The sequence below is a fragment of the Gilliamella sp. W8145 genome (assembly GCF_016101145.1).
GTDB lineage: Bacteria > Pseudomonadota > Gammaproteobacteria > Enterobacterales > Orbaceae > Gilliamella > Gilliamella apis_A.
Genome location: NZ_JACFRC010000002.1, coordinates 99,899 through 118,142 on the forward strand (window position 1 = coordinate 99,899; position 18,244 = coordinate 118,142).

General features: G+C 33.8%; 22 protein-coding genes. 12 read left to right on the forward strand and 10 right to left on the reverse strand.

All coding sequences use genetic code 11. The features are described from left to right. Nucleotides 1-5: 5 nt before the first annotated feature. A complete protein-coding gene (locus tag H3T80_RS07965; RefSeq protein WP_110448465.1) occupies nt 6-1,070 on the reverse strand; it encodes an MJ1255/VC2487 family glycosyltransferase in 1,065 nt (354 codons plus the stop codon). A gap of 254 nt (nt 1,071-1,324) precedes the next feature. Here H3T80_RS07965 and H3T80_RS07970 point away from each other — a divergent pair, with 254 nt between their 5' ends. Next, the gene (locus H3T80_RS07970) at nt 1,325-1,693 is read left to right on the forward strand and encodes a hypothetical protein (protein WP_198201315.1); all 369 of its coding nucleotides are present in this window, start codon (nt 1,325-1,327) and stop codon (nt 1,691-1,693) included. Nucleotides 1,694-1,823: 130 nt separating this feature from the next. Beyond that, the gene (locus H3T80_RS07975; protein WP_198201317.1) at nt 1,824-3,377 is read left to right on the forward strand and encodes a multicopper oxidase family protein; all 1,554 of its coding nucleotides are present in this window, start codon (nt 1,824-1,826) and stop codon (nt 3,375-3,377) included. 82 nt (nt 3,378-3,459) lie between these two features. Here the strand turns inward: H3T80_RS07975 and H3T80_RS07980 are convergent, their stop codons facing one another. Then, entirely contained in the window at nt 3,460-4,215 is a 756-nt protein-coding gene (locus H3T80_RS07980) for a DeoR/GlpR family DNA-binding transcription regulator (protein ID WP_086362912.1), read from the reverse strand. Nucleotides 4,216-4,490: 275 nt separating this feature from the next. Here H3T80_RS07980 and H3T80_RS07985 point away from each other — a divergent pair, with 275 nt between their 5' ends. The 9 genes from H3T80_RS07985 (at nt 4,491) to H3T80_RS08025 (ending at nt 12,058) form a co-directional block, all read left to right on the forward strand. After that, entirely contained in the window at nt 4,491-5,018 is a 528-nt protein-coding gene (locus H3T80_RS07985; RefSeq protein WP_086320781.1) for an RpiB/LacA/LacB family sugar-phosphate isomerase, read from the forward strand. A gap of 12 nt (nt 5,019-5,030) precedes the next feature. Beyond that, nucleotides 5,031-6,401 (forward strand): PTS galactitol transporter subunit IIC, encoded by a 1,371-nt coding sequence (locus H3T80_RS07990; protein ID WP_198201318.1) that lies wholly within the window; start codon nt 5,031-5,033, stop codon nt 6,399-6,401. Continuing rightward, nucleotides 6,398-6,682, forward strand: coding sequence for a PTS sugar transporter subunit IIB (locus tag H3T80_RS07995; RefSeq protein ID WP_086320783.1), 285 nt, complete (start codon nt 6,398-6,400; stop codon nt 6,680-6,682). Before H3T80_RS07990 ends, H3T80_RS07995 begins: the two co-directional genes overlap by 4 nt. A 14-nt stretch (nt 6,683-6,696) precedes the next feature. Then, a complete protein-coding gene (locus tag H3T80_RS08000) occupies nt 6,697-7,146 on the forward strand; it encodes a PTS sugar transporter subunit IIA (RefSeq protein WP_198201320.1) in 450 nt (149 codons plus the stop codon). A 54-nt stretch (nt 7,147-7,200) separates the two neighbouring features. Beyond that, the gene (gene hxlB / locus H3T80_RS08005) at nt 7,201-7,740 is read left to right on the forward strand and encodes a 6-phospho-3-hexuloisomerase (RefSeq protein ID WP_086320785.1); all 540 of its coding nucleotides are present in this window, start codon (nt 7,201-7,203) and stop codon (nt 7,738-7,740) included. A 183-nt stretch (nt 7,741-7,923) separates the two neighbouring features. Then, nucleotides 7,924-8,268 (forward strand): hypothetical protein, encoded by a 345-nt coding sequence (locus H3T80_RS08010; protein WP_198201323.1) that lies wholly within the window; start codon nt 7,924-7,926, stop codon nt 8,266-8,268. Nucleotides 8,269-8,355: 87 nt separating this feature from the next. Next, a complete protein-coding gene (gene secA, locus H3T80_RS08015; protein ID WP_198201324.1) occupies nt 8,356-11,085 on the forward strand; it encodes a preprotein translocase subunit SecA in 2,730 nt (909 codons plus the stop codon). A gap of 117 nt (nt 11,086-11,202) precedes the next feature. Further along, nucleotides 11,203-11,607 (forward strand): 8-oxo-dGTP diphosphatase MutT, encoded by a 405-nt coding sequence (gene mutT / locus H3T80_RS08020; protein WP_065613906.1) that lies wholly within the window; start codon nt 11,203-11,205, stop codon nt 11,605-11,607. A gap of 235 nt (nt 11,608-11,842) precedes the next feature. Further along, nucleotides 11,843-12,058, forward strand: coding sequence for a DUF4177 domain-containing protein (locus H3T80_RS08025; protein WP_110448470.1), 216 nt, complete (start codon nt 11,843-11,845; stop codon nt 12,056-12,058). A 96-nt stretch (nt 12,059-12,154) separates the two neighbouring features. On the opposite strand, the gene H3T80_RS08030 is transcribed toward H3T80_RS08025, so the two are convergent. From H3T80_RS08030 to H3T80_RS08050, 5 genes are read right to left on the reverse strand one after another with little or no spacing between them, the layout of a single operon-like run. Then, nucleotides 12,155-12,544 (reverse strand): multidrug efflux SMR transporter, encoded by a 390-nt coding sequence (locus tag H3T80_RS08030; RefSeq protein ID WP_198201327.1) that lies wholly within the window; start codon nt 12,542-12,544, stop codon nt 12,155-12,157. Then, nucleotides 12,544-12,897, reverse strand: coding sequence for an EamA family transporter (locus H3T80_RS08035; protein ID WP_110448472.1), 354 nt, complete (start codon nt 12,895-12,897; stop codon nt 12,544-12,546). The genes H3T80_RS08030 and H3T80_RS08035 overlap by 1 nt, the downstream gene beginning before the upstream one ends. After that, on the reverse strand, nt 12,885-13,319 hold the full coding sequence (zur, locus tag H3T80_RS08040) for a zinc uptake transcriptional repressor Zur (RefSeq protein ID WP_198201329.1): 435 nt from the start codon (nt 13,317-13,319) through the stop codon (nt 12,885-12,887). The genes H3T80_RS08035 and zur overlap by 13 nt, the downstream gene beginning before the upstream one ends. A 19-nt stretch (nt 13,320-13,338) precedes the next feature. Beyond that, entirely contained in the window at nt 13,339-13,614 is a 276-nt protein-coding gene (locus H3T80_RS08045; RefSeq protein WP_198201331.1) for an RnfH family protein, read from the reverse strand. Between the two features lies 1 nt (nt 13,615). Beyond that, the gene (locus H3T80_RS08050) at nt 13,616-14,077 is read right to left on the reverse strand and encodes a type II toxin-antitoxin system RatA family toxin (protein WP_198201332.1); all 462 of its coding nucleotides are present in this window, start codon (nt 14,075-14,077) and stop codon (nt 13,616-13,618) included. Between the two features lie 33 nt (nt 14,078-14,110). Between H3T80_RS08050 and smpB the strand changes: the two genes are divergently transcribed. Further along, nucleotides 14,111-14,593 (forward strand): SsrA-binding protein SmpB, encoded by a 483-nt coding sequence (smpB, locus tag H3T80_RS08055; protein ID WP_065577589.1) that lies wholly within the window; start codon nt 14,111-14,113, stop codon nt 14,591-14,593. Between the two features lie 29 nt (nt 14,594-14,622). On the opposite strand, the gene H3T80_RS08060 is transcribed toward smpB, so the two are convergent. From H3T80_RS08060 to H3T80_RS08070, 3 genes are read right to left on the reverse strand one after another with little or no spacing between them, the layout of a single operon-like run. Then, nucleotides 14,623-15,621, reverse strand: coding sequence for a substrate-binding domain-containing protein (locus H3T80_RS08060; RefSeq protein ID WP_110448475.1), 999 nt, complete (start codon nt 15,619-15,621; stop codon nt 14,623-14,625). 18 nt (nt 15,622-15,639) lie between these two features. Continuing rightward, on the reverse strand, nt 15,640-16,758 hold the full coding sequence (locus tag H3T80_RS08065; protein WP_198201333.1) for a glycoside hydrolase family 172 protein: 1,119 nt from the start codon (nt 16,756-16,758) through the stop codon (nt 15,640-15,642). 56 nt (nt 16,759-16,814) lie between these two features. Further along, nucleotides 16,815-18,068: an oligosaccharide MFS transporter gene (locus tag H3T80_RS08070; RefSeq protein WP_198201334.1), complete on the reverse strand. Its 1,254-nt coding sequence runs from the start codon at nt 18,066-18,068 to the stop codon at nt 16,815-16,817. Nucleotides 18,069-18,244 lie beyond the last annotated feature (176 nt).

An 18,244-nucleotide genomic window follows, 5' to 3' on the forward strand; every position in this document is an offset into this window, starting at 1 on the left:
TTCCTTTATACATAACCTAAAGATTTGATGCGCTCACTTACATTACTCGGAAATTTAGTCTGCGACCACAGTCTTTGGCTTAAAGAAAGTAATGTCTCTTTTTGACCTGAAACTATCCAATTCGCTAATTCAGTCGCCACATCAGGATAAATAGTAGGTTTAGGTGACGGTAGACCTAACCAATATTTCAACTTCATACTATTTAAATGTTCCATAACGGTTGCCATATCCAAAGACTGCAAACATTGGGCATTGTAAACTTGTTCAAATTGACCCGCGACTGGTTTAGTTAAAATCTTTTTACCCAAAGATAACGCTTCTGAAATTAAAGCAAATCCGGTATTTGAAATAATACCAGAACAACTTAGTAGAGCTTGAGTAAAATTATCTCGACTTAGCGGTTGTAATAAAATATTACCGCGTGCAGAAGATTGTTTTATTTCAGGATGAAAACAACTAAATTGATATTGCGGAAATTGGCTTAATAATTCGGTTATTTCCGTTAAATCTTCAAAAGGCAAATAAACGATAATTTTACCATCTTCAGTTGGTGGTGTAGCAAATGAATCAATCATTGGCGGAATCAGTTTATGACCAAAATGGAACCAATGTAAACCAATAGGTTGTGTAACTGGAGCATAGTATTTCATAATCACATTTGCTATCGTGCCATATTCTTTAGGCTTGAGATATTGGCAAACAGACTGATTACTGATACCTAAACATTCGCGATTCTGATGATGTGCAGCCCAAGCACTAACTGGTTCAAAATCACTAATAATACAGTCATATGCAGATAAATCTAAATCGCGAACATCTTTAATTAATCTAAAAGCCCGAATTCTTTGGATGGTTTTACGAAAATTGATTTTGCCATTAAGCGTAGCAAATGAAAGGCCACCAAACGTTCGGTAGTTGCCAAAAGCTTGCATGTCAAAATAATCTTTAGGATCACGACCACTTAAAATATAGTCAACATCCGCTCCAACCTTTTTTAAAGCTTTGGCTAATGTTCGACAACGACTGATATGGCCATTTCCTGTTCCTTGTACTCCAAAAAGAATTTTCATATCGTTATTATTCATAATGTTTTTTATGTGAATATGATACCAGAACCAATTATATTTGGCTTATATATTTTTATGATTATCTTGTACTAAGTAACCATTAATAGACCAATTAATTTTGATGTTACAGATTGAAAAATTAGTGATTATTAGCAATTGAAATTGAATAAAACTTCCATCTGTTAAAGTGGTATAAATTTAATGTTTTCTCTAGTAAAATAACTACAAGGTTTGTTAGATTAATTGCGTGATAAACAATGTCATTAGCCATAAACAAAAAGCGAGTAAATATTTTAATTATATCGACAATTTTTTTGTTTTTTTATTCCATTTGGCATGTTCCACTCATTATTTCCAAACCTTGTACAGTTCATCATTCACCTAGCTTACAATCTTTAAGGGTGAACGCAAATCATCACTCTCCAGTAATTGATTTGCCGACTTCTAAATCAACAAAACCTTTTATTAGTGAATCAGTTAATCATTGTTTTGCTTGTGGCATGGCTATTGCTAATTATAGCGTTAATATTGATTATCCGATTTACCGTGAACAATTTCTACCAACAAATTTTATTCCTGAATATAAAGAATTTATTCCTGAGTTAAAACCACCAAAAATTAGCTAATTTACGCTCTGTTAAATATTAGTAATAAATACTGGAAATCAATAACACATTAGCTTGCTAAACGACTAGACGAGTTTGGAAAGCAAACTGCTGGTTATTATTTAACTAAATAAATGATTATAGGAATACTATGAAACGCCGAAATTTTATAATGAATATTACTGCTGCCGTTGGTGGTTTAATTGCAACAAAAGCCATTGCCAAATTAGATCATTCATCAATGTCTGACATGGTTTGTGATGTTAAATCTGATAATTGTGATAAGGGGGACAACATGCACGATCATATGAATATGAATATGAATATGAATATGAACAACAAACAACCACAAAAACTATTATCTACTTCAGCATTACCAAAAGGTCATGATTTACCCAAATTCCAACTGTTAAAAAATAGTAGTCATCAATCAGGTATATTTGAAGCTACTATTGAAGCCAAACCAGTAAAAATTGCATTAACGCCTGATATCACTACCGAATTTTGGGCTTACAATGATTCAATACCTGGGCCGCTTATTGAAGTTTATGAAGGTGATAAAGTCAAATTGACAGTAAAAAATAGACTGTCACAATCAACAACGGTGCACTGGCATGGTTTACTTGTGCCATCAAATCAAGATGGCAATCCACAAAATGAAATACCGGCTGGCAGTGAACGTATTTACGAATTTACCATCCCTGAAGGTAGTGCTGGTACCTATTGGTATCATCCTCATGGTCATAACACCGTTGCCGAACAAATAGCGAGAGGATTAGCGGGGGTATTTATTGTTCGTAGTAAAAAAGACCCTTTAGAATCTTTACCAGAACTAAATTGGTTTTTCTCAGATCTAAAACTGACAGACAAAGGAGAAATTGCCGATAACTCAATGACTGATTGGATGAATGGTCGAGAAGGACAATTTGTATTAATTAATGGTGGTTATCGTCCAAAAATGAAAGTTAATACTGCAACACGTGTTCGAGTTTGGAATGCCTGTTCTGGACGTTATCTTAATCTTTCAATTCCAGGTTGTGATGTCTTTTTAGTGGGCAGTGATGGTGGATTAATGCCTGAACCAATTTCCCTTGAAAAGCCACTATTATTATCACCTGCCGAACGCGCAGAATTGGTAATTTTACCCAAACAAACCGGTACGGTTTACTTACAATCAATTGGTTATGATCGCGGTAAAATGGGAAATGTACCACCAGAACAAGATATAATACTTGCTGAATTAGAGCTACAACAAGCGAATTCAATTGTTTTACCTTCGCCATTACGAACTCTACCTAAAATTGGTGAAGCAAAAGCGCATAAAACGCTCGAATATACAGAGGTCATGGACAAGAGCGAACCAAGAGGTGGCATGCTGTTTTTAATTAATGGCAAACGCCACGATATGAAACGAATTGATCTAGAAAGTAAAATCTATGATGTTGAAGAGTGGACAATATTTAATAATTCACATATGGATCATAATTTCCATATTCATGGTACACAATTCACGGTTGTATCGCATGAATTTGATGGTAAAAAATATCCACCAGAATATGTAGCATTAAAAGATACCATCAATTTACGTCCTCACGAAAAAATCACCATAAAAATTCAACAAAATATGCCAGGATTGCGCATGTACCATTGCCATATTGTTGAACATGAAACACTCGGTATGATGGGACAATTAATGGTTAAATAATCCTAATAAATTCTCTCCCTTCTCTTAACAAGAATATAAAGATAAGGGAGATTTTTATTGTTTTATAGAAAACCGCAAAATTTTAACACAAAATAACTTTAGTTTTAGTTTCTAATTTTAAAACTTGAGCCGGATCAGCTAACTTATTAGTAATTAATGCCGTTATTTCATTCCAATCACAAATTTTATACAGACTCTTTCTATTAAATTTTGTGTAATCACCTAAAATATACTTTTTTTCAGCATGAGAAATAATGGCTTTATCTATATAAGCATCAGAAGATGAAGGACTGGAAGGACCTGTTAAATTACTAAAACCATCTGTGCCTAAAAAGCATATATCGACCTGAATTTCATTAATCATAGATAATGTCCAACCACCATAAACAGATGAGCTTTTATTACGTAGTTCACCTCCAAATAAGAAAACTTGGTTATCTGATGAAATAAGAGCATTGGCAACAGGTAATGAATCGGTAAAAATCTTAAACCCAGAACGATACATTAATAATTTAGCTAATTCTAATGTTGTGCTACCTGTTCCGATAATCATAGAACAATTATCAGGCAGTAATGTTAATGCTTTTTGAGCAATACTTTTCTTTAAGCTAGCGTTTTCCTTTTCTCTAATTTGAAATGGATGTTCAATAGCGCCTTGTTTAAGTGTTGCCCCACCATGACATTTGACAAGATATCCTTTTTTTTCTAAATCGGATAAATCTTTACGGATTGTTTCATAAGTAACTTGGTATTTACGAGCTAATTCACTCACATATACAGTCCCAGCAGTTATCAATTCTTCTAAAATTAATTCTCGTCTTTCATTCATTAATTGCATTGTTCACAATCTCAAATATTGATTTAGATATGACTAACCATTTCTGATTATTTCCAACATTTTACCAAAAATGTCTACATGATTTATTAATAACTCATCATATACCTCATTATCTTAATATAAATAACAAATAATAAAAAATCAATTTTAGTTGGTATATGTTGGTTTTTTTAATTTTAAAAATCAATATCTTATCAATTTTGTGATACAGATCACATTGACTTACCAACAAAAACCAATTATAAAATAATTATTAATTTAATAGAGGAAAAAAAATGAAAACAAAAATTGCTATAGCCTGTGATGATTTAGGATTTGAATATAAAGAAGAAATAAAAAAATATTTAATTAATGAAAAAAATGCCGATATTGTTTATGACCCAGTAAAAATTAAAGCAGACGGCATCAATACTTATGCCAAATTAGCTGATGAAATGTCAATTTTGATTCAGAAAGATGTTTGTCGTTTAGGAATATATATTTGTGGCACAGGTATTGGTTTTACCTGCCAAGCTAACAAACACTGGGGAATACGTGCTGTTGCTGTAACTAATCCATATTCAGCTAAACGCGCCAGATTAAGCAATAATGCACAAATCATTGGACTAGGTTGTCGCGTTAATGGACTTGAGTATACCAAAATGATTATAGACGCATGGTACGACCAACCATTTGATTTTACTACTGCGCGTGAAAATTCGAAGAAAAACTTGCTTGAAGCTGAGCATAACGATAATGCGTTATTGGTCAAACCAGCTCATATTGCTTGGAATATGGGCTTTAGAGCCAATGAGGAATCATAAAAGGAGTCACTTATGGAATTAATTACACAATTTATCAATGATTTAGGAAATTTTATTTTTATTCCTATAATATTTTTAATATTCATGGCTGCGCTCGGAAGGCCTATTTCTGAATGTATTGCTTCTGCAATGAAAGTCGGTATTGGCTTTATTGCATTAAGTATGACAATTAAATTTATGTTAGATAAAATGGCTCCTGCCGTTACAGGACTCGCCGAAAGCACAGGATCTTCACTTAGTGCAATTGACGTTGGTGGTGCAGCAACTGCTGTAATGGGATTTGGCTCAAGTATGGGACCAATAATTATTCCACTATGTGTTGCAGTTAATGTTTTATTACTTATACTAAAAATCACTGATTGTGTTAATGTCGATGTTTTTAACTTACACCAAAATGCGTCAATGGGTGCAATCGTAGGTGTTTATTCAGGTAGTTTCTTATATGGTGTATTAACAGCTGCACTATTTCACGTTTGGGCATTAATTGCAGCTGATCTAGGCGCAAAAAATAATGAGAAATTTTTTAACCTTCCAGAAGGTGTCTCAATTTCACATCCCGTCGCAAATACTTACCTTATTTTTGCTTATCCATTTAATTGGATTTATGATCGTATTCCGGGCTTTAGAAATATAACTGTTACAGCCGATACTATTCAAAAACGTTTTGGTGTTCTTGGCGATCCAACTATAGTCGGCTTTATTATTGGTGTATTACTTGGTTTTTGTGGTTACTCTTGGGAAAGTCCATATCACACCATTATTTCAAGCTTACAATTAGGTATGTACTTAGCGGCAGTAATGTTATTGTTACCACGCATGACATCAATTATGATGGAAGGTTTAGTGCCATTATCAAATGTAGCAAGAAAAAAACTAGTTAAACGTTTTCCTAATCGAGATATTACCGTCGGAATGGATACTGCATTAATTGTCGGTAACCCTTCCGTTATTGCTCCTGCTTTATTACTGATTCCTATTATTGTCATTTTAGCGGTTATTTTACCCGGTAATAAGGTTATGCCATTAGGTGATTTATCACAATTTGTCTTCTTTATTGCTTGTATGGTTCCTGTATTCAAAGGCAATATTATCCGTACCTGGGTTACATCAATATTTTTGTTTGGAGGCGGATTATATATTGCCTCATGGATGACACCTGCAACTAACGAAGTATTCCAAGCATTTGGTTCTAACCCTGATGCATCGGTAATGTATACCTCATTAAATCCATCAGCAAATCCATTTACTGGACTATTCGCAGCAACTAGTCATGTGGGAATATTTGGTTACATATTAATTGGCTTAATTTTGCTATCAGTAGGCTATCTATTAAAGAAGAAAGAAAAAAATTCAAAAAATAATACAAATGAGGTTTCAAAATGAAAAAAATATTAGTGGTATGTGGTAATGGCATTGCTTCTTCATCAATCATGGTTTCAATTTTGCAAGATTATTTAAAAGAACAGCATATTGAAGCTCAAGTAGATAAATCATCACTTATGGCTTGCAATGCTGATATTTTTAATAGTTATGATTTAGTTGTTTCATCAACAAAAATTGATAATCCAGATATAACAACCAAGGTTATTGTTGGAGCTGGTTTACTAACAGGTATTGGTGAAGATGCCATTTTTGAAGATGTTAAACAAAGCTTAACTCAATAGTTAGGAATTTAACCATGCATATTTTAGTTCATGATTTAGATGAAAAAATTGCAATTTATCAAGATGCTATATTAGAGTCAGGTTCATATTTATTAGAAAAAAACTATATTACACCTGACTATATTTCAGCGTGTATCAATCGAGAAAAGCAATATCCAACTGGATTACTGATGAATAATGGTATGGGGATTGCTATACCACATGCTAATTATCAATTAGTTAAATCAGATTCAATTAGTTTGGTACGCTCAACAAAAGGAGTAATTTTCGGTCAAATGGAGGATGCCAACTTAATGGTATCTTGCCAACTAATTTTTAATTTAGCATTGGCAACAAGTGATCAACATTTATCCATACTCAAGCGTCTATTTACTTTATTTCAAGATGAGTCTTTTGTGAATAAATGTCAACAATCTAATTGCCCACAAACGCAAGAATTAATCATTCAACAGTTAAATATTTAGTATACATTTTATAATCGAAAAATAGCATTAGCTATTTTTCGATAGGGGATTAAAGTGCAATCACAATTAATTATTAATGAATTGAATCATTCAGTTAAAACGTTGACCGATAATGATATCGTTGATCTAATACAAAAAATACAACAGCATAAACGTATTTTTGTGTATGGTACTGGGCGTTCAGGTCTTATGCTTAAAGCATTTGCAATGAGGTTGATGCAACTGGGTTTAAATTCCTTTGTGGTCGGTGAAACGACAACTCCAGCGGTTCAAAAAGGAGACTTGCTCATTTTAGCATCTGCATCTGGTGAAACAGAAAGCGTAAATATCATGGCGAAATCAGCACTCAATCAAGGAATTGATTTAGCTATAATTTGCGCATGTAACACATCTACACTAGCAAAACTCCAAACACCAAATATATTATTACAATCTGGAACTAAATTTACTCAATCACAAGTTAGCCAACAACCATTAGGTAGCCTTTTTGAACAAATGTTACTAATTATATTTGATACTGTTATTTTAGTTATGAGTAATCAATTAAAAGATAGTAATAATGATATGGCACAAAGGCATGCTAGTTTAGAATAGTAGTACAATAATTTACCTTAAAACTACTTATTTTTCTGAGTAATTTTAAAATTAAATATTACATCTAAAATTTATTTAAAAATTAATTTCATTTTATACATAAACTAATCTTAAATAATAAACAATAACCCATTTATAATAATAGTTTTTCATTTTGGCAAAAAATGCTAAGATACTGCGATTATGACTACGATTAATTACTGGCAACATATAAGTAAACGCCTTATTATTAAAACTGCATTATCGCACTTATTATTAGGTGTAATTGCTACTGGGTTCGGTTTTTACCAACAAAATGCGTTACCAGTTCAATCATTTACAAGTCAAGTTGGTATTATTGCGATTACTGAAATAGTTCAAGATCAGCAAATTCCAACTAAAAAAACCTCGCAAATCTTATCTTTGTCACCAAAGCAGCATTACAATAAGCAAATTATCGCGCGAAATTATGACGAAGTTAATCCAAATACTGTTATTCGATTATCTCCCTATAATGGAATAAGAGCCGGTCCAAACGCTACCGCCTAATAGATTTTACATAATCAAATTAATTAATTTATTTAATAAGGTTTAATCCTTATATCTTCCATTATAAAAAACAATAAGAGAAAATTTATGTTATTAAAATTATTAACTAAAGTATTCGGTAGCCGTAATGAACGCGTATTAAAATCTATGCGTAAGCGTGTTGAAACGATCAATGCCCTTGAGCCAGCAATGGAAGCATTAAGCGATGAAGAACTTAAGGCAAAAACTAACGAATTTAAACAAAAAATTGCCGACGGTACAAAATTAGACGATATATTAGAAGAAGCTTTTGCCGTAGTCCGTGAAGCAAGTAAGCGTGTATTTGGTATGCGTCATTTTGATGTGCAATTAATTGGCGGTATGGTTCTAAATGAACGTTGCATAGCTGAAATGCGTACCGGTGAAGGTAAAACATTAACCGCAACGTTGCCTGCTTATTTAAATGCGTTAACCGGTAAAGGGGTACATGTTGTCACCGTTAATGATTATTTAGCGCAACGTGATGCTGAAAATAATCGTCCTTTATTTGAATTTTTAGGCTTAACAGTGGGCATTAACTTACCTAATATGCCACCGCATTTAAAACGTGATGCTTACAATGCTGATATCACTTATGGTACTAACAACGAATATGGGTTTGACTATTTGCGTGACAATATGGTCTTTAGTAAAGAGGCCAGAGTGCAACGCCCACTTCATTATGCTTTAGTGGATGAGGTCGATTCAATTTTAATTGATGAAGCAAGAACACCACTAATTATTTCTGGTCAAGCAGAAGACAGCTCAGATAGATATGTTAGTATCGATAAAATCATTCCACACTTAACCCGTCAGGAAAAAGAAGATTCGGATCAGTTCCAAGGCGATGGTGACTTTTCGATTGATGAAAAATCACGTCAAGTGAACTTAACCGAACGAGGTTTAATTAAGGTTGAAGAACTACTAATAAAACAAGGCATTATGAAAGGTGATGAGTCACTATATGCGCCTAGTAATATTGTACTAATGCACCATGTTAATGCTGCACTTCGTGCTCATCACTTATTCCATCGTGACGTTGATTATATTGTTAGAGACAATGAAATCGTTATTGTTGATGAACATACAGGCCGTACGATGGATGGTCGTCGTTGGTCTGACGGTTTACACCAAGCAGTGGAAGCTAAAGAACATGTTAAAATTCAAAATGAGAATCAAACATTAGCCTCTATTACTTTCCAAAACTATTTCCGTCTCTATGAAAAATTAGCCGGTATGACAGGTACTGCTGATACCGAAGCTTTCGAATTTAACCAAATTTATGGTTTGGATACCATTGTTATTCCAACTAACCGACCGATGGTAAGAAAAGATCAGCCTGATCTTGTCTATATGACTGAAAAAGAAAAGATTGATGCTATCGTGGCTGATGTGCAAGCTTGTGTTAAACGAGGACAACCGGTATTAGTCGGTACTGCATCTATCGAAAAATCAGAGCTTGTCTCACATGCCTTTAAAAAAGCAGGTATCAAACATAATGTTCTTAACGCCAAATTCCATGCGCAAGAAGCCGAAATTATCGCTGATGCGGGTAGTAAAGGAGCCGTGACAATCGCAACTAATATGGCTGGTCGTGGTACAGATATTATGCTTGGTGGTAACTGGCAAAGTGAAGTTGCAAAATTAGAAAATCCAACTGAAGCAGATATCGAAAAAGCGAAACAAGCATGGCAAGCTAAACATGAAGAAGTGATTGCACTTGGTGGATTATATATTCTTGGTACTGAACGTCATGAATCACGTCGAATTGATAATCAATTACGTGGTCGTGCTGGTCGTCAGGGGGATCCTGGTGCTTCTCGCTTTTATCTATCATTAGAAGATCCATTAATGCGTATTTTCGCATCAGATCGTGTCGGTAATATGATGCGTAAATTTGGTATGAAAGAAGGTGAAGCAATTGAACACCCATGGATTACTAAAGCTATCGCTAATGCTCAGAAAAAAGTTGAAAGTCGCAATTTTGATATTCGTAAACAATTACTCGAATATGATGATGTCGCCAATGATCAACGTAAAGCTATTTATAGCCAACGTAATGATTTATTAGATAACGTAGATATCAAAGAGACAATTGATTCAATACGTGGGGATGTATTTACAACGGTTATTGATCAATATATTCCACCACAATCGATTGAAGAAATGTGGGATGTTGCTGGATTAGAAGCCGCCTTAAAAAATGATTTTGATTTAGATTTACCTATCGCTAAATGGCTTGATGAAGAGCAAAATCTTCATGAAGAAAATTTACGTGAACGTATCTTACAACTTGCTCAAGATAAATATCTTGAAAAAGAAAATGCAGCTGGTGCTGATGCCTTTAGACAATTCGAAAAAAGCGTTATGTTACAAACGCTTGATACATTATGGAAAGAGCATTTAGCCGCTATGGATTATTTACGTCAAGGCATTCATTTACGAGGATATGCACAAAAAGATCCTAAACAAGAATACAAACGTGAATCATTCAATATGTTTGCCAATATGTTAGAATCATTAAAATATGATGTAATTGGTATTTTAAGCCGCGTGCAAATTCGTTCACAAGAAGAAGTTGATGAAGCTGAACGCCAACGTCAAGCTGAAATCGAAAGATTGATGGCAAAACAACAAGCTAACCATGATTCAATGACGGCTATTGATGTTGAGAATGATGGGCAATCATCAAATTCACCACAACCGATTGTCCGCACGCAAGCAAAAGTAGGACGTAATGATCCTTGTCCATGTGGATCAGGCAAAAAATATAAACATTGCCATGGAGCTGTTAATTAAGCCAAAAATTTAGTATGATTAAACAATATTGATGTTTAAATCAACGAATTTTGTTACTTAAAAATCAAAAGGGAAAGCATTGGCTTTCCCTAACTTTAATCATAAACAGACAGGATCATGAAAAAACATACTGAAATTGCTGTAGGTATAATTCGTTCACAAGATTGTCAAATTTTTATCACCCAACGCGGTGAAGATTCTCATCTTGCTGGTTTTTGGGAGTTCCCTGGCGGAAAAATCGAAACTGGTGAAACACCTTATCAAACATTAGAACGTGAAATAGCCGAAGAAGTCGACATTCACATTCATCAGGCTCAATTTTTAAAAACCTTTGAACACAGTTATGAAGATCGCGATATCACCATTCATGCCTACTTAGTAGAAGAATGGGATGGCGTACCTTTTGCGAAAGAAGGACAACCAAGCCGTTGGATTGATCAAGAAGATCTGAATGCAGATGAATTTCCTGATGCTAATAGACTAATTATTGAAATGCTTAAAAATTTAGATAAGCAAATTTAATTTATCACTAATATTAGTTAAGAATTTGGCTTATCAGCTATTCTTAACTAAAGCTTTTCTAAAAATTTTGTTGTGATGTTATCTACTATCCCTCACCCATGCTGTTTAAAATTTAACCTCTCGCTTTATTGCCACTAGAATAAAATCGCCAATATGCGTATTATTAACACGATTTTCTCTTAATTTTGACAATTATTAGAGATTATCGTGTTTATTTTAAGAAGGTATAGAAACAATGAAAGAATATAAAGTAGTAATTTATCAAGAAGGCGCTTTGTCTTCAATGCTCTTAGGCGCAGCTAATTCAAATCCTGAAAAATTTGGTGCTTTTTTAAATGATAATGCACAACAAGGTTGGCGCGTTATAACAATGCAAAAAGATATGCGCCGTTTATTTTTATTCTGGCGACGAGAAGCTTACTTAGTTGTAATGGAACGAGATCGTAGCTAATTAAAATAGAATAAAATCTTTTCTATTTTACTATTAGGAATCAATGTAAATTAATTATATTGGTTCCTATTAAAAAGGTGATTATCTCAATACTGTTTATTTTACTGATTTACGATGTAACCTCTGCTCAGCCAAGGCGAGAAAAACAATCCCAACAATAATAGACAATGCCCCTAGTAGGCGCGTAAGTGTAATTTGCTCATTAAATGCAACAACAGACACTAACATCACAGTAACAAGTTGCAAATGCGATGCAGCAAAAGCTGGGCCAACTGGCGCTTTTTTTAATAATATCATCCAAGTGATAAATGCTCCAGCATATCCAACCATAACTAAATATGCCCACCCATGACTAAAAATCCTTAACAACCAACTTATATTTGCTTCAAATGGCAAGGCCGAAATAGCCGTGAGTTTAAAAAAAGTTTGCCCAAAAGTATCAAAAAAGAGTAACAAGACAAAACCGATGATATAAAACTTTTTCATTAAGTTAATCCTACTAATATCACGCCGGTAGTTATAAAAAATATTCCTAGTAATCGAAAGGGGGTTAGATGTTCTTTAAATAAGATGCGCCCAGCAAGCATCACGGTTATCATATTAAAAGAGCCTAATAAGATCCCTTGTGATAATGGAACTTCACTTAAAAATGCTAACCAAAACACAAAACCAATGAAATAAGAACCGAATCCTAACCACAGCCATATGTTACCGAATAATTTCTGCCAATAACGGCCGTCTTTATCATTAGAGGTCACAGCGGCATATTTAAAAGCAATTTGCCCTACTGTGTCACAAATAATATTAACTAACCATAATAAAATAATTAAGGTTGACATGAATGACAAATTCCATGAATTTCAAGCACACTATGTTTTATTAAAAATTCACTTTGTGTTGCTAATAACTTCAGTTGACTTTCAATATTTTCAGAATGCTTTTCAATAATCTGATGACAATTATCACAAATAAATAAAATTGATATATGTTGCGGTTCATGAAAATGCGGACAAATAATATAACAGTTAGTTGACTCCACCTTATGAATAAAACCTTGCTCAAGTAAAAATTCCAGAGCACGATAAATTGTTGGTGGTTTAGCTTGTGGTTCACTGACTTTTAAAAGATCTAAAAGATCATATGCGCTCATTGCTCTATTGGCTTTAAGCATAATATTTAAAACGGTTTTACGCTGAGTGGTCAGCTTAATACCGCGTTTTTTGCATAAAGTTTCAACTTTTTCAATCAGCAAGTTATGCATTCAGTTCCCTTCATTCTATTTATTTCGATTTCAATGCCGCTTTCTTTCGTCGTATCTCTTTCGGATCATTGATTAAAGCTCGGTATATTTCAATACGATCACCATCCTTTACTTGTTCAGTAAGCTCACAACGTTTGCCATAAATACCAACAAAATGACCATCTAATTGAATATTGCATAATGATAAGATATTGGATTTTGCAATTGCTTGCAAGACATTCGTTTGTTCATCAACCGCACAATCAATAATAGTCGGCTGATTAGGTAGCGCATATACAACTTGAATATTTATCATCTTAATATATCTGCCTTGCTCTTTGCGAAAATGCTTTAACCATATTGGTCATCACTTCTTTAAAAATTGGAGAAAAAACAGCGCCCATTAATTTGTTATTAAATTCAAAATCTAAACTAAAGCTAATTTTACTGTTTTGGTTATCCAGTTGAGTAAATTGCCATCGTCCTTTTAAATGTTTAAATGGACCATCTAACAATGCCATATCAATTGAATTAGGTTCATTAATCTTATTTATGGTAGTAAATGATTTTTTAAAGCCTAATTTTTCAACTTCAATAAAAGCAGTTAAAATGTTATCTTGCTTGCTAATAATCCCAGTTGCGATACAATCAGGGACAAACTCGGGGTATCTCGCTATATCGTTAACCAATGCAAACATTTGCTCGGTTGAATAAGGCTCGATCACCTCATGAAAAACATGTGCCATAATAATAAAATTAAAAGTTAAAATTAGTGGCATATAGTATCATGTAACTCTATAATAACGCACATTATGACTAAGAAAAAATCACATAAGCCGGGTTCGGCGACTATTGCATTAAATAAACGTGCACGCCATGAGTACTTTATTGAAGAGGAAATTGAAGCAGGGTTATCACTTCAAGGTTGGGAAGTAAAATCTCTGCGAGCAGGTAAAGCGAATATTAGTGACAGTTATGTGTTACTAAAAAATGGTGAAGCATGGCTATTTGGTGCAACAATAACCCCATTAAACGTTGCGTCTACACATGTCGTATGCGAGCCTATGCGTACTCGAAAATTATTGCTTAATGAACGGGAATTGAACTCGTTATTTGGCCAAATTAACCGCCAAGGTTATACCGTTGTGGCATTATCATTGTATTGGAAAAATGCTTGGGCTAAAGTCAAAATTGGTGTCGCAAAAGGTAAAAAAGAGTACGACAAACGCACCGATATAAAAGAAAGACAGTGGCAAGTTGACAAAGCTCGCATAATGAAAAATGCTAACCGCTAATCTTACTTACAACAGTAGCAAATCTTAAATTAACGATGGCGTATAATTTTTGGCTGAATAAAAAATGCCTGATGTTTTAATTCTTTAAAACTTAATAAATCATCAATGACATTCACACAAGTCAGCGCCATCTTCTCAAAATCCTGCTCGATTGCATCTATTGGATAGTAACAATAATCAAGATAACTATTGTAATCATAAGAACATAAATAGATCTGCTTTGGATCAATTTTAGCTTCGACCAAATAACTCAGTACCTCTTGCAGTAAGTTACCAGATGGCGTAAAAATAGCTTTTGGTACCCTACCCAATTTTTGATGAACACTTTTCAACAATTGGTAACCTTTATTTGGACAATAATCATCACTCACCAGCCAATCACTATCAACTTTTAATCCAACACTTTCTAAACCTTGCTTAAATCCCTTAAGTCTAGCTTGAATTGACGTTAACTGAATATCACAGCCAATAAAATAAAATTCATCTAACTTTTCGGCATAAGGTTTGATTAAATCAGCGACAGATTGCAATGCTTCACTAGTAATAAAAGGTAATGTCGTATCTTTTAGATAACGGTCAAAAAGCAATACGGGCGTATTTTGATTAATATCGACATAAAATTGGTCACTATCTAATGACGTTACCACAATCATTGCGTCAACTTTACGTTCAACTAAATTTTGCGCAACTTTAAGCTCAACTTCTTTATTATAATGACTACAGGTAATTAATAGTTGAATATTCTTTTGCCGAAAGCAATCTTCTAAATGATGTAAAAACATTGAAAAAAATGAATTTGACATATCCGGAACAATAACACCAATAGTATTGGTACTGTTAGCTTTAACTAAATATTGATGAATATGCGATTGATCCCGGTATTTTTCCGCAATAGATAAAACTCTTTGTCGAGTTTGCGGAGAAATGCGATATTTTTTATCTCGTTTATTAAATATATGACTGACGGTCGTTGCCGACACGCCAGCCAAACGAGCAATATCATTAATTTTCAGTTTATTACTCGCCATATACTAATCACCTTAATATTAACGTGGGGTGCGTTGTTGTTTATTTGGGAATACTGGGTTGTTATTCACCGATGGACTTTGATACCAATAAGCAACACTGGCGATATCATCACAACGTTCATACAATCTTATATCATCATTACCTATTTGTTGAAACGCCAGTTTGATATTTTTGTGAAATGCAATTGGATCTGGAAGATGCCAACGGTATAAACCATGCATTGGTAAACCATCGTCACCAAAGCCATGTACAGGATTGGAATCACCTGTTTGGAAAAAGTCACGCGTCGCATCACGGTTTGTTTGATAAGGGTAACCCATAAACATCGTTTGGAAACATTTTGCTTTTGGACGTCCTTGGCTATCTCGATTATGAAATGCCCATGCACCACCAAAGTAATCTTCTGAACCGGTTGAATGTTGGGTTGGATATTCACTGTCATCATCAAGATAGAATTTAAATTCACCTTCACCCCACCAATAACGCTCTAATGCAGTCAGTGCTAAGTAGGTACCGACATAATAACCATAACCTTGAACATTATCTAATATAACATAATCTTGTGCATAATTAGTTACACGTTGACGACGCCATTGTGCATGGAAATAAAGCGGATTTTCAAACGGTTTTGGCATTAATGCATAGTTAATGGTAAAGAAGAAATGCTGTAAATCGGCTTCATGTTCATTATGAATCTCAATTCGCGCTTTTTTATTAAATGGCATTCTAAAATAACTATTAAAACCACCGGTTGGATTAACCACGATTGGCATTGAATTTATATCACATCTAGCACCAAAACCATTACAGAAAAAGTCACCAATTGGACTTTCTACTGAAGGAACTGTTTCATCATCCCAATAGATACGAATAACCACATCACGTAATACAAAACTACCTCGATGCGTTCTATCGGTTAAAGTAAACCACATATGACGGATCTCAGCAGGACCAGTAATTTCAGCGATAGTTACTCTTTCACCCGCTGCAATTGAAATACAGCCTTGTCCTTTTCGACCTGGCCCTAAAGCACTAGCTTTCATACACGATTTACCCTTTTCACCAGTCATATTTTCTGGAGAAATTGTTCTGGTTTGTTCAAAGTTAAACTGTGTTACTGAATTAAATATATTCATTTTGTATCCTCAATATTTTTTATCAAATACTATTTATTAAATTACTAAAATCTGTTTTATGATTTAATGTTGTCTTCAAGCTTAGGACTATCTGACTTTTTATCACGGCTTAAGAAGAACACTGCAAAAATCATAAAGGCTAAAACCACCAAACCTAAGTTATTAAAGGTGGTTGCTGAACCATGAGTATCATAGAAATTACCAACGAAGGTAGAGAACAAAATCACGCCGACAGAACCAGCAACTTGATAACCTATTAAAAATACGGTAGCAGAGAGACGAGCGTTAAAATTATTATCAATATATTTAAACACTGACACTAAAATGGTTGAGATTTCTAAGCAGTGCATCAATTTTATTACTGAAATAATAGCAATACTTTCGACATGCCCAGTTAAGAAGATTCGCGTAGCGGAAATAAAAGCAGCAAAGATTAACGCATTTTTTGCCCCTACTTTATTAACCACAAATGGCACACAAAACATAACCGCAGCTTCTAAAAAGACCTGAAATGAATTTAAAATACCGTATAAGCGATAACCATCATTAACATCTTCAAATTGCTGAGTAAAATAGACTGGGAATAATTGTTGATCGTAAATGTTGTACAAGCTATAAGTTCCGAGAACATAAACAACAAATATCCAAAACTTTTTCAATGCAAATACTGAAACAATTTCGTTAAAACTTAACTTTTCTTTCTTTTGAAATACTAGCGAAGATGATTTGCTTAAATCAGGTTTGAAATTAAGATTGAGTATCATAAAACAGATACCTACAACTGAGGCGGCCCAAAAATTAAGATGAGGATTAATACTAATTAAAATACCAGCGACAAACGTACCAGCTGCATAAGCAATACATCCCCATGTACGACATTGACCAAATTCAAAATCAAATGCTCGGCTTATTTTTTCACAGTATGAGTCGATTAACCCCATACCAGCAATCCAACCAAAGCCAAGAAAGAAACTACCAAAAATAACACCAGCATAAAAATTATGTCGCAATAGTGGTTCATAAACATAAATTAGCGCAGGTGCAGCACAAGTTATAATGATACTTTGAAACCAAATAAGGTGTTTCTTAAGCACAAGTTTGTCTTGATAAACACCATAAATGATCATGATGATCAATGAAATAAAATAGTTAAATGAATAGATGATACCGGTTTGCTTTGCAGTTAAACCAATCTCTTTACTAAGCCATATTGCATAAAAAGAAAAAACAAAACTACCAGCTGCGTAATACATAATGCTATAAAACGAAGCAAACCAATAAGTTGGTTTTTTATAAAATGCACTTGTCATAATTTATCCTATAAAGAGTTAAGCACTAATTTGAGTATGAATAGCTAAAAATTTAGCTTTAACGGCTTTATTGGATAAATGTGATCAACTTCAAAGTAATTTTATTTTTAGTAAACGGTTTAATTGGCAATAAGTAGAAATAACATTAATAAACAGTATGTTATTTAAATTACTGA

Excerpts from the sequence above, each read along its gene's own strand:
- H3T80_RS08025 (WP_110448470.1), top strand. The coding sequence starts at position 11,843 with ATGAAAGAATATAAAGTAGTAATTTATCAAGAAGGCGCTTTGTCTTCA.
- H3T80_RS07965 (WP_110448465.1), bottom strand. The coding sequence starts at position 1,070 with ATGAAAATTCTTTTTGGAGTACAAGGAACAGGAAATGGCCATATCAGT.
- H3T80_RS08050 (WP_198201332.1), bottom strand. The coding sequence starts at position 14,077 with ATGCCACTAATTTTAACTTTTAATTTTATTATTATGGCACATGTTTTT.
- H3T80_RS08010 (WP_198201323.1), top strand. The coding sequence starts at position 7,924 with ATGACTACGATTAATTACTGGCAACATATAAGTAAACGCCTTATTATT.
- H3T80_RS07970 (WP_198201315.1), top strand. The coding sequence starts at position 1,325 with ATGTCATTAGCCATAAACAAAAAGCGAGTAAATATTTTAATTATATCG.
- smpB (WP_065577589.1), top strand. The coding sequence starts at position 14,111 with ATGACTAAGAAAAAATCACATAAGCCGGGTTCGGCGACTATTGCATTA.
- H3T80_RS07995 (WP_086320783.1), top strand. The coding sequence starts at position 6,398 with ATGAAAAAAATATTAGTGGTATGTGGTAATGGCATTGCTTCTTCATCA.
- H3T80_RS07990 (WP_198201318.1), top strand. The coding sequence starts at position 5,031 with ATGGAATTAATTACACAATTTATCAATGATTTAGGAAATTTTATTTTT.
- secA (WP_198201324.1), top strand. The coding sequence starts at position 8,356 with ATGTTATTAAAATTATTAACTAAAGTATTCGGTAGCCGTAATGAACGC.
- H3T80_RS08035 (WP_110448472.1), bottom strand. The coding sequence starts at position 12,897 with ATGTCAACCTTAATTATTTTATTATGGTTAGTTAATATTATTTGTGAC.
- H3T80_RS08060 (WP_110448475.1), bottom strand. The coding sequence starts at position 15,621 with ATGGCGAGTAATAAACTGAAAATTAATGATATTGCTCGTTTGGCTGGC.
- mutT (WP_065613906.1), top strand. The coding sequence starts at position 11,203 with ATGAAAAAACATACTGAAATTGCTGTAGGTATAATTCGTTCACAAGAT.
- zur (WP_198201329.1), bottom strand. The coding sequence starts at position 13,319 with ATGCATAACTTGCTGATTGAAAAAGTTGAAACTTTATGCAAAAAACGC.
- H3T80_RS08065 (WP_198201333.1), bottom strand. The coding sequence starts at position 16,758 with ATGAATATATTTAATTCAGTAACACAGTTTAACTTTGAACAAACCAGA.
- H3T80_RS08045 (WP_198201331.1), bottom strand. The coding sequence starts at position 13,614 with ATGATAAATATTCAAGTTGTATATGCGCTACCTAATCAGCCGACTATT.
- H3T80_RS08000 (WP_198201320.1), top strand. The coding sequence starts at position 6,697 with ATGCATATTTTAGTTCATGATTTAGATGAAAAAATTGCAATTTATCAA.
- H3T80_RS08030 (WP_198201327.1), bottom strand. The coding sequence starts at position 12,544 with ATGAAAAAGTTTTATATCATCGGTTTTGTCTTGTTACTCTTTTTTGAT.
- H3T80_RS07975 (WP_198201317.1), top strand. The coding sequence starts at position 1,824 with ATGAAACGCCGAAATTTTATAATGAATATTACTGCTGCCGTTGGTGGT.
- H3T80_RS08070 (WP_198201334.1), bottom strand. The coding sequence starts at position 18,068 with ATGACAAGTGCATTTTATAAAAAACCAACTTATTGGTTTGCTTCGTTT.
- H3T80_RS07985 (WP_086320781.1), top strand. The coding sequence starts at position 4,491 with ATGAAAACAAAAATTGCTATAGCCTGTGATGATTTAGGATTTGAATAT.
- H3T80_RS07980 (WP_086362912.1), bottom strand. The coding sequence starts at position 4,215 with ATGCAATTAATGAATGAAAGACGAGAATTAATTTTAGAAGAATTGATA.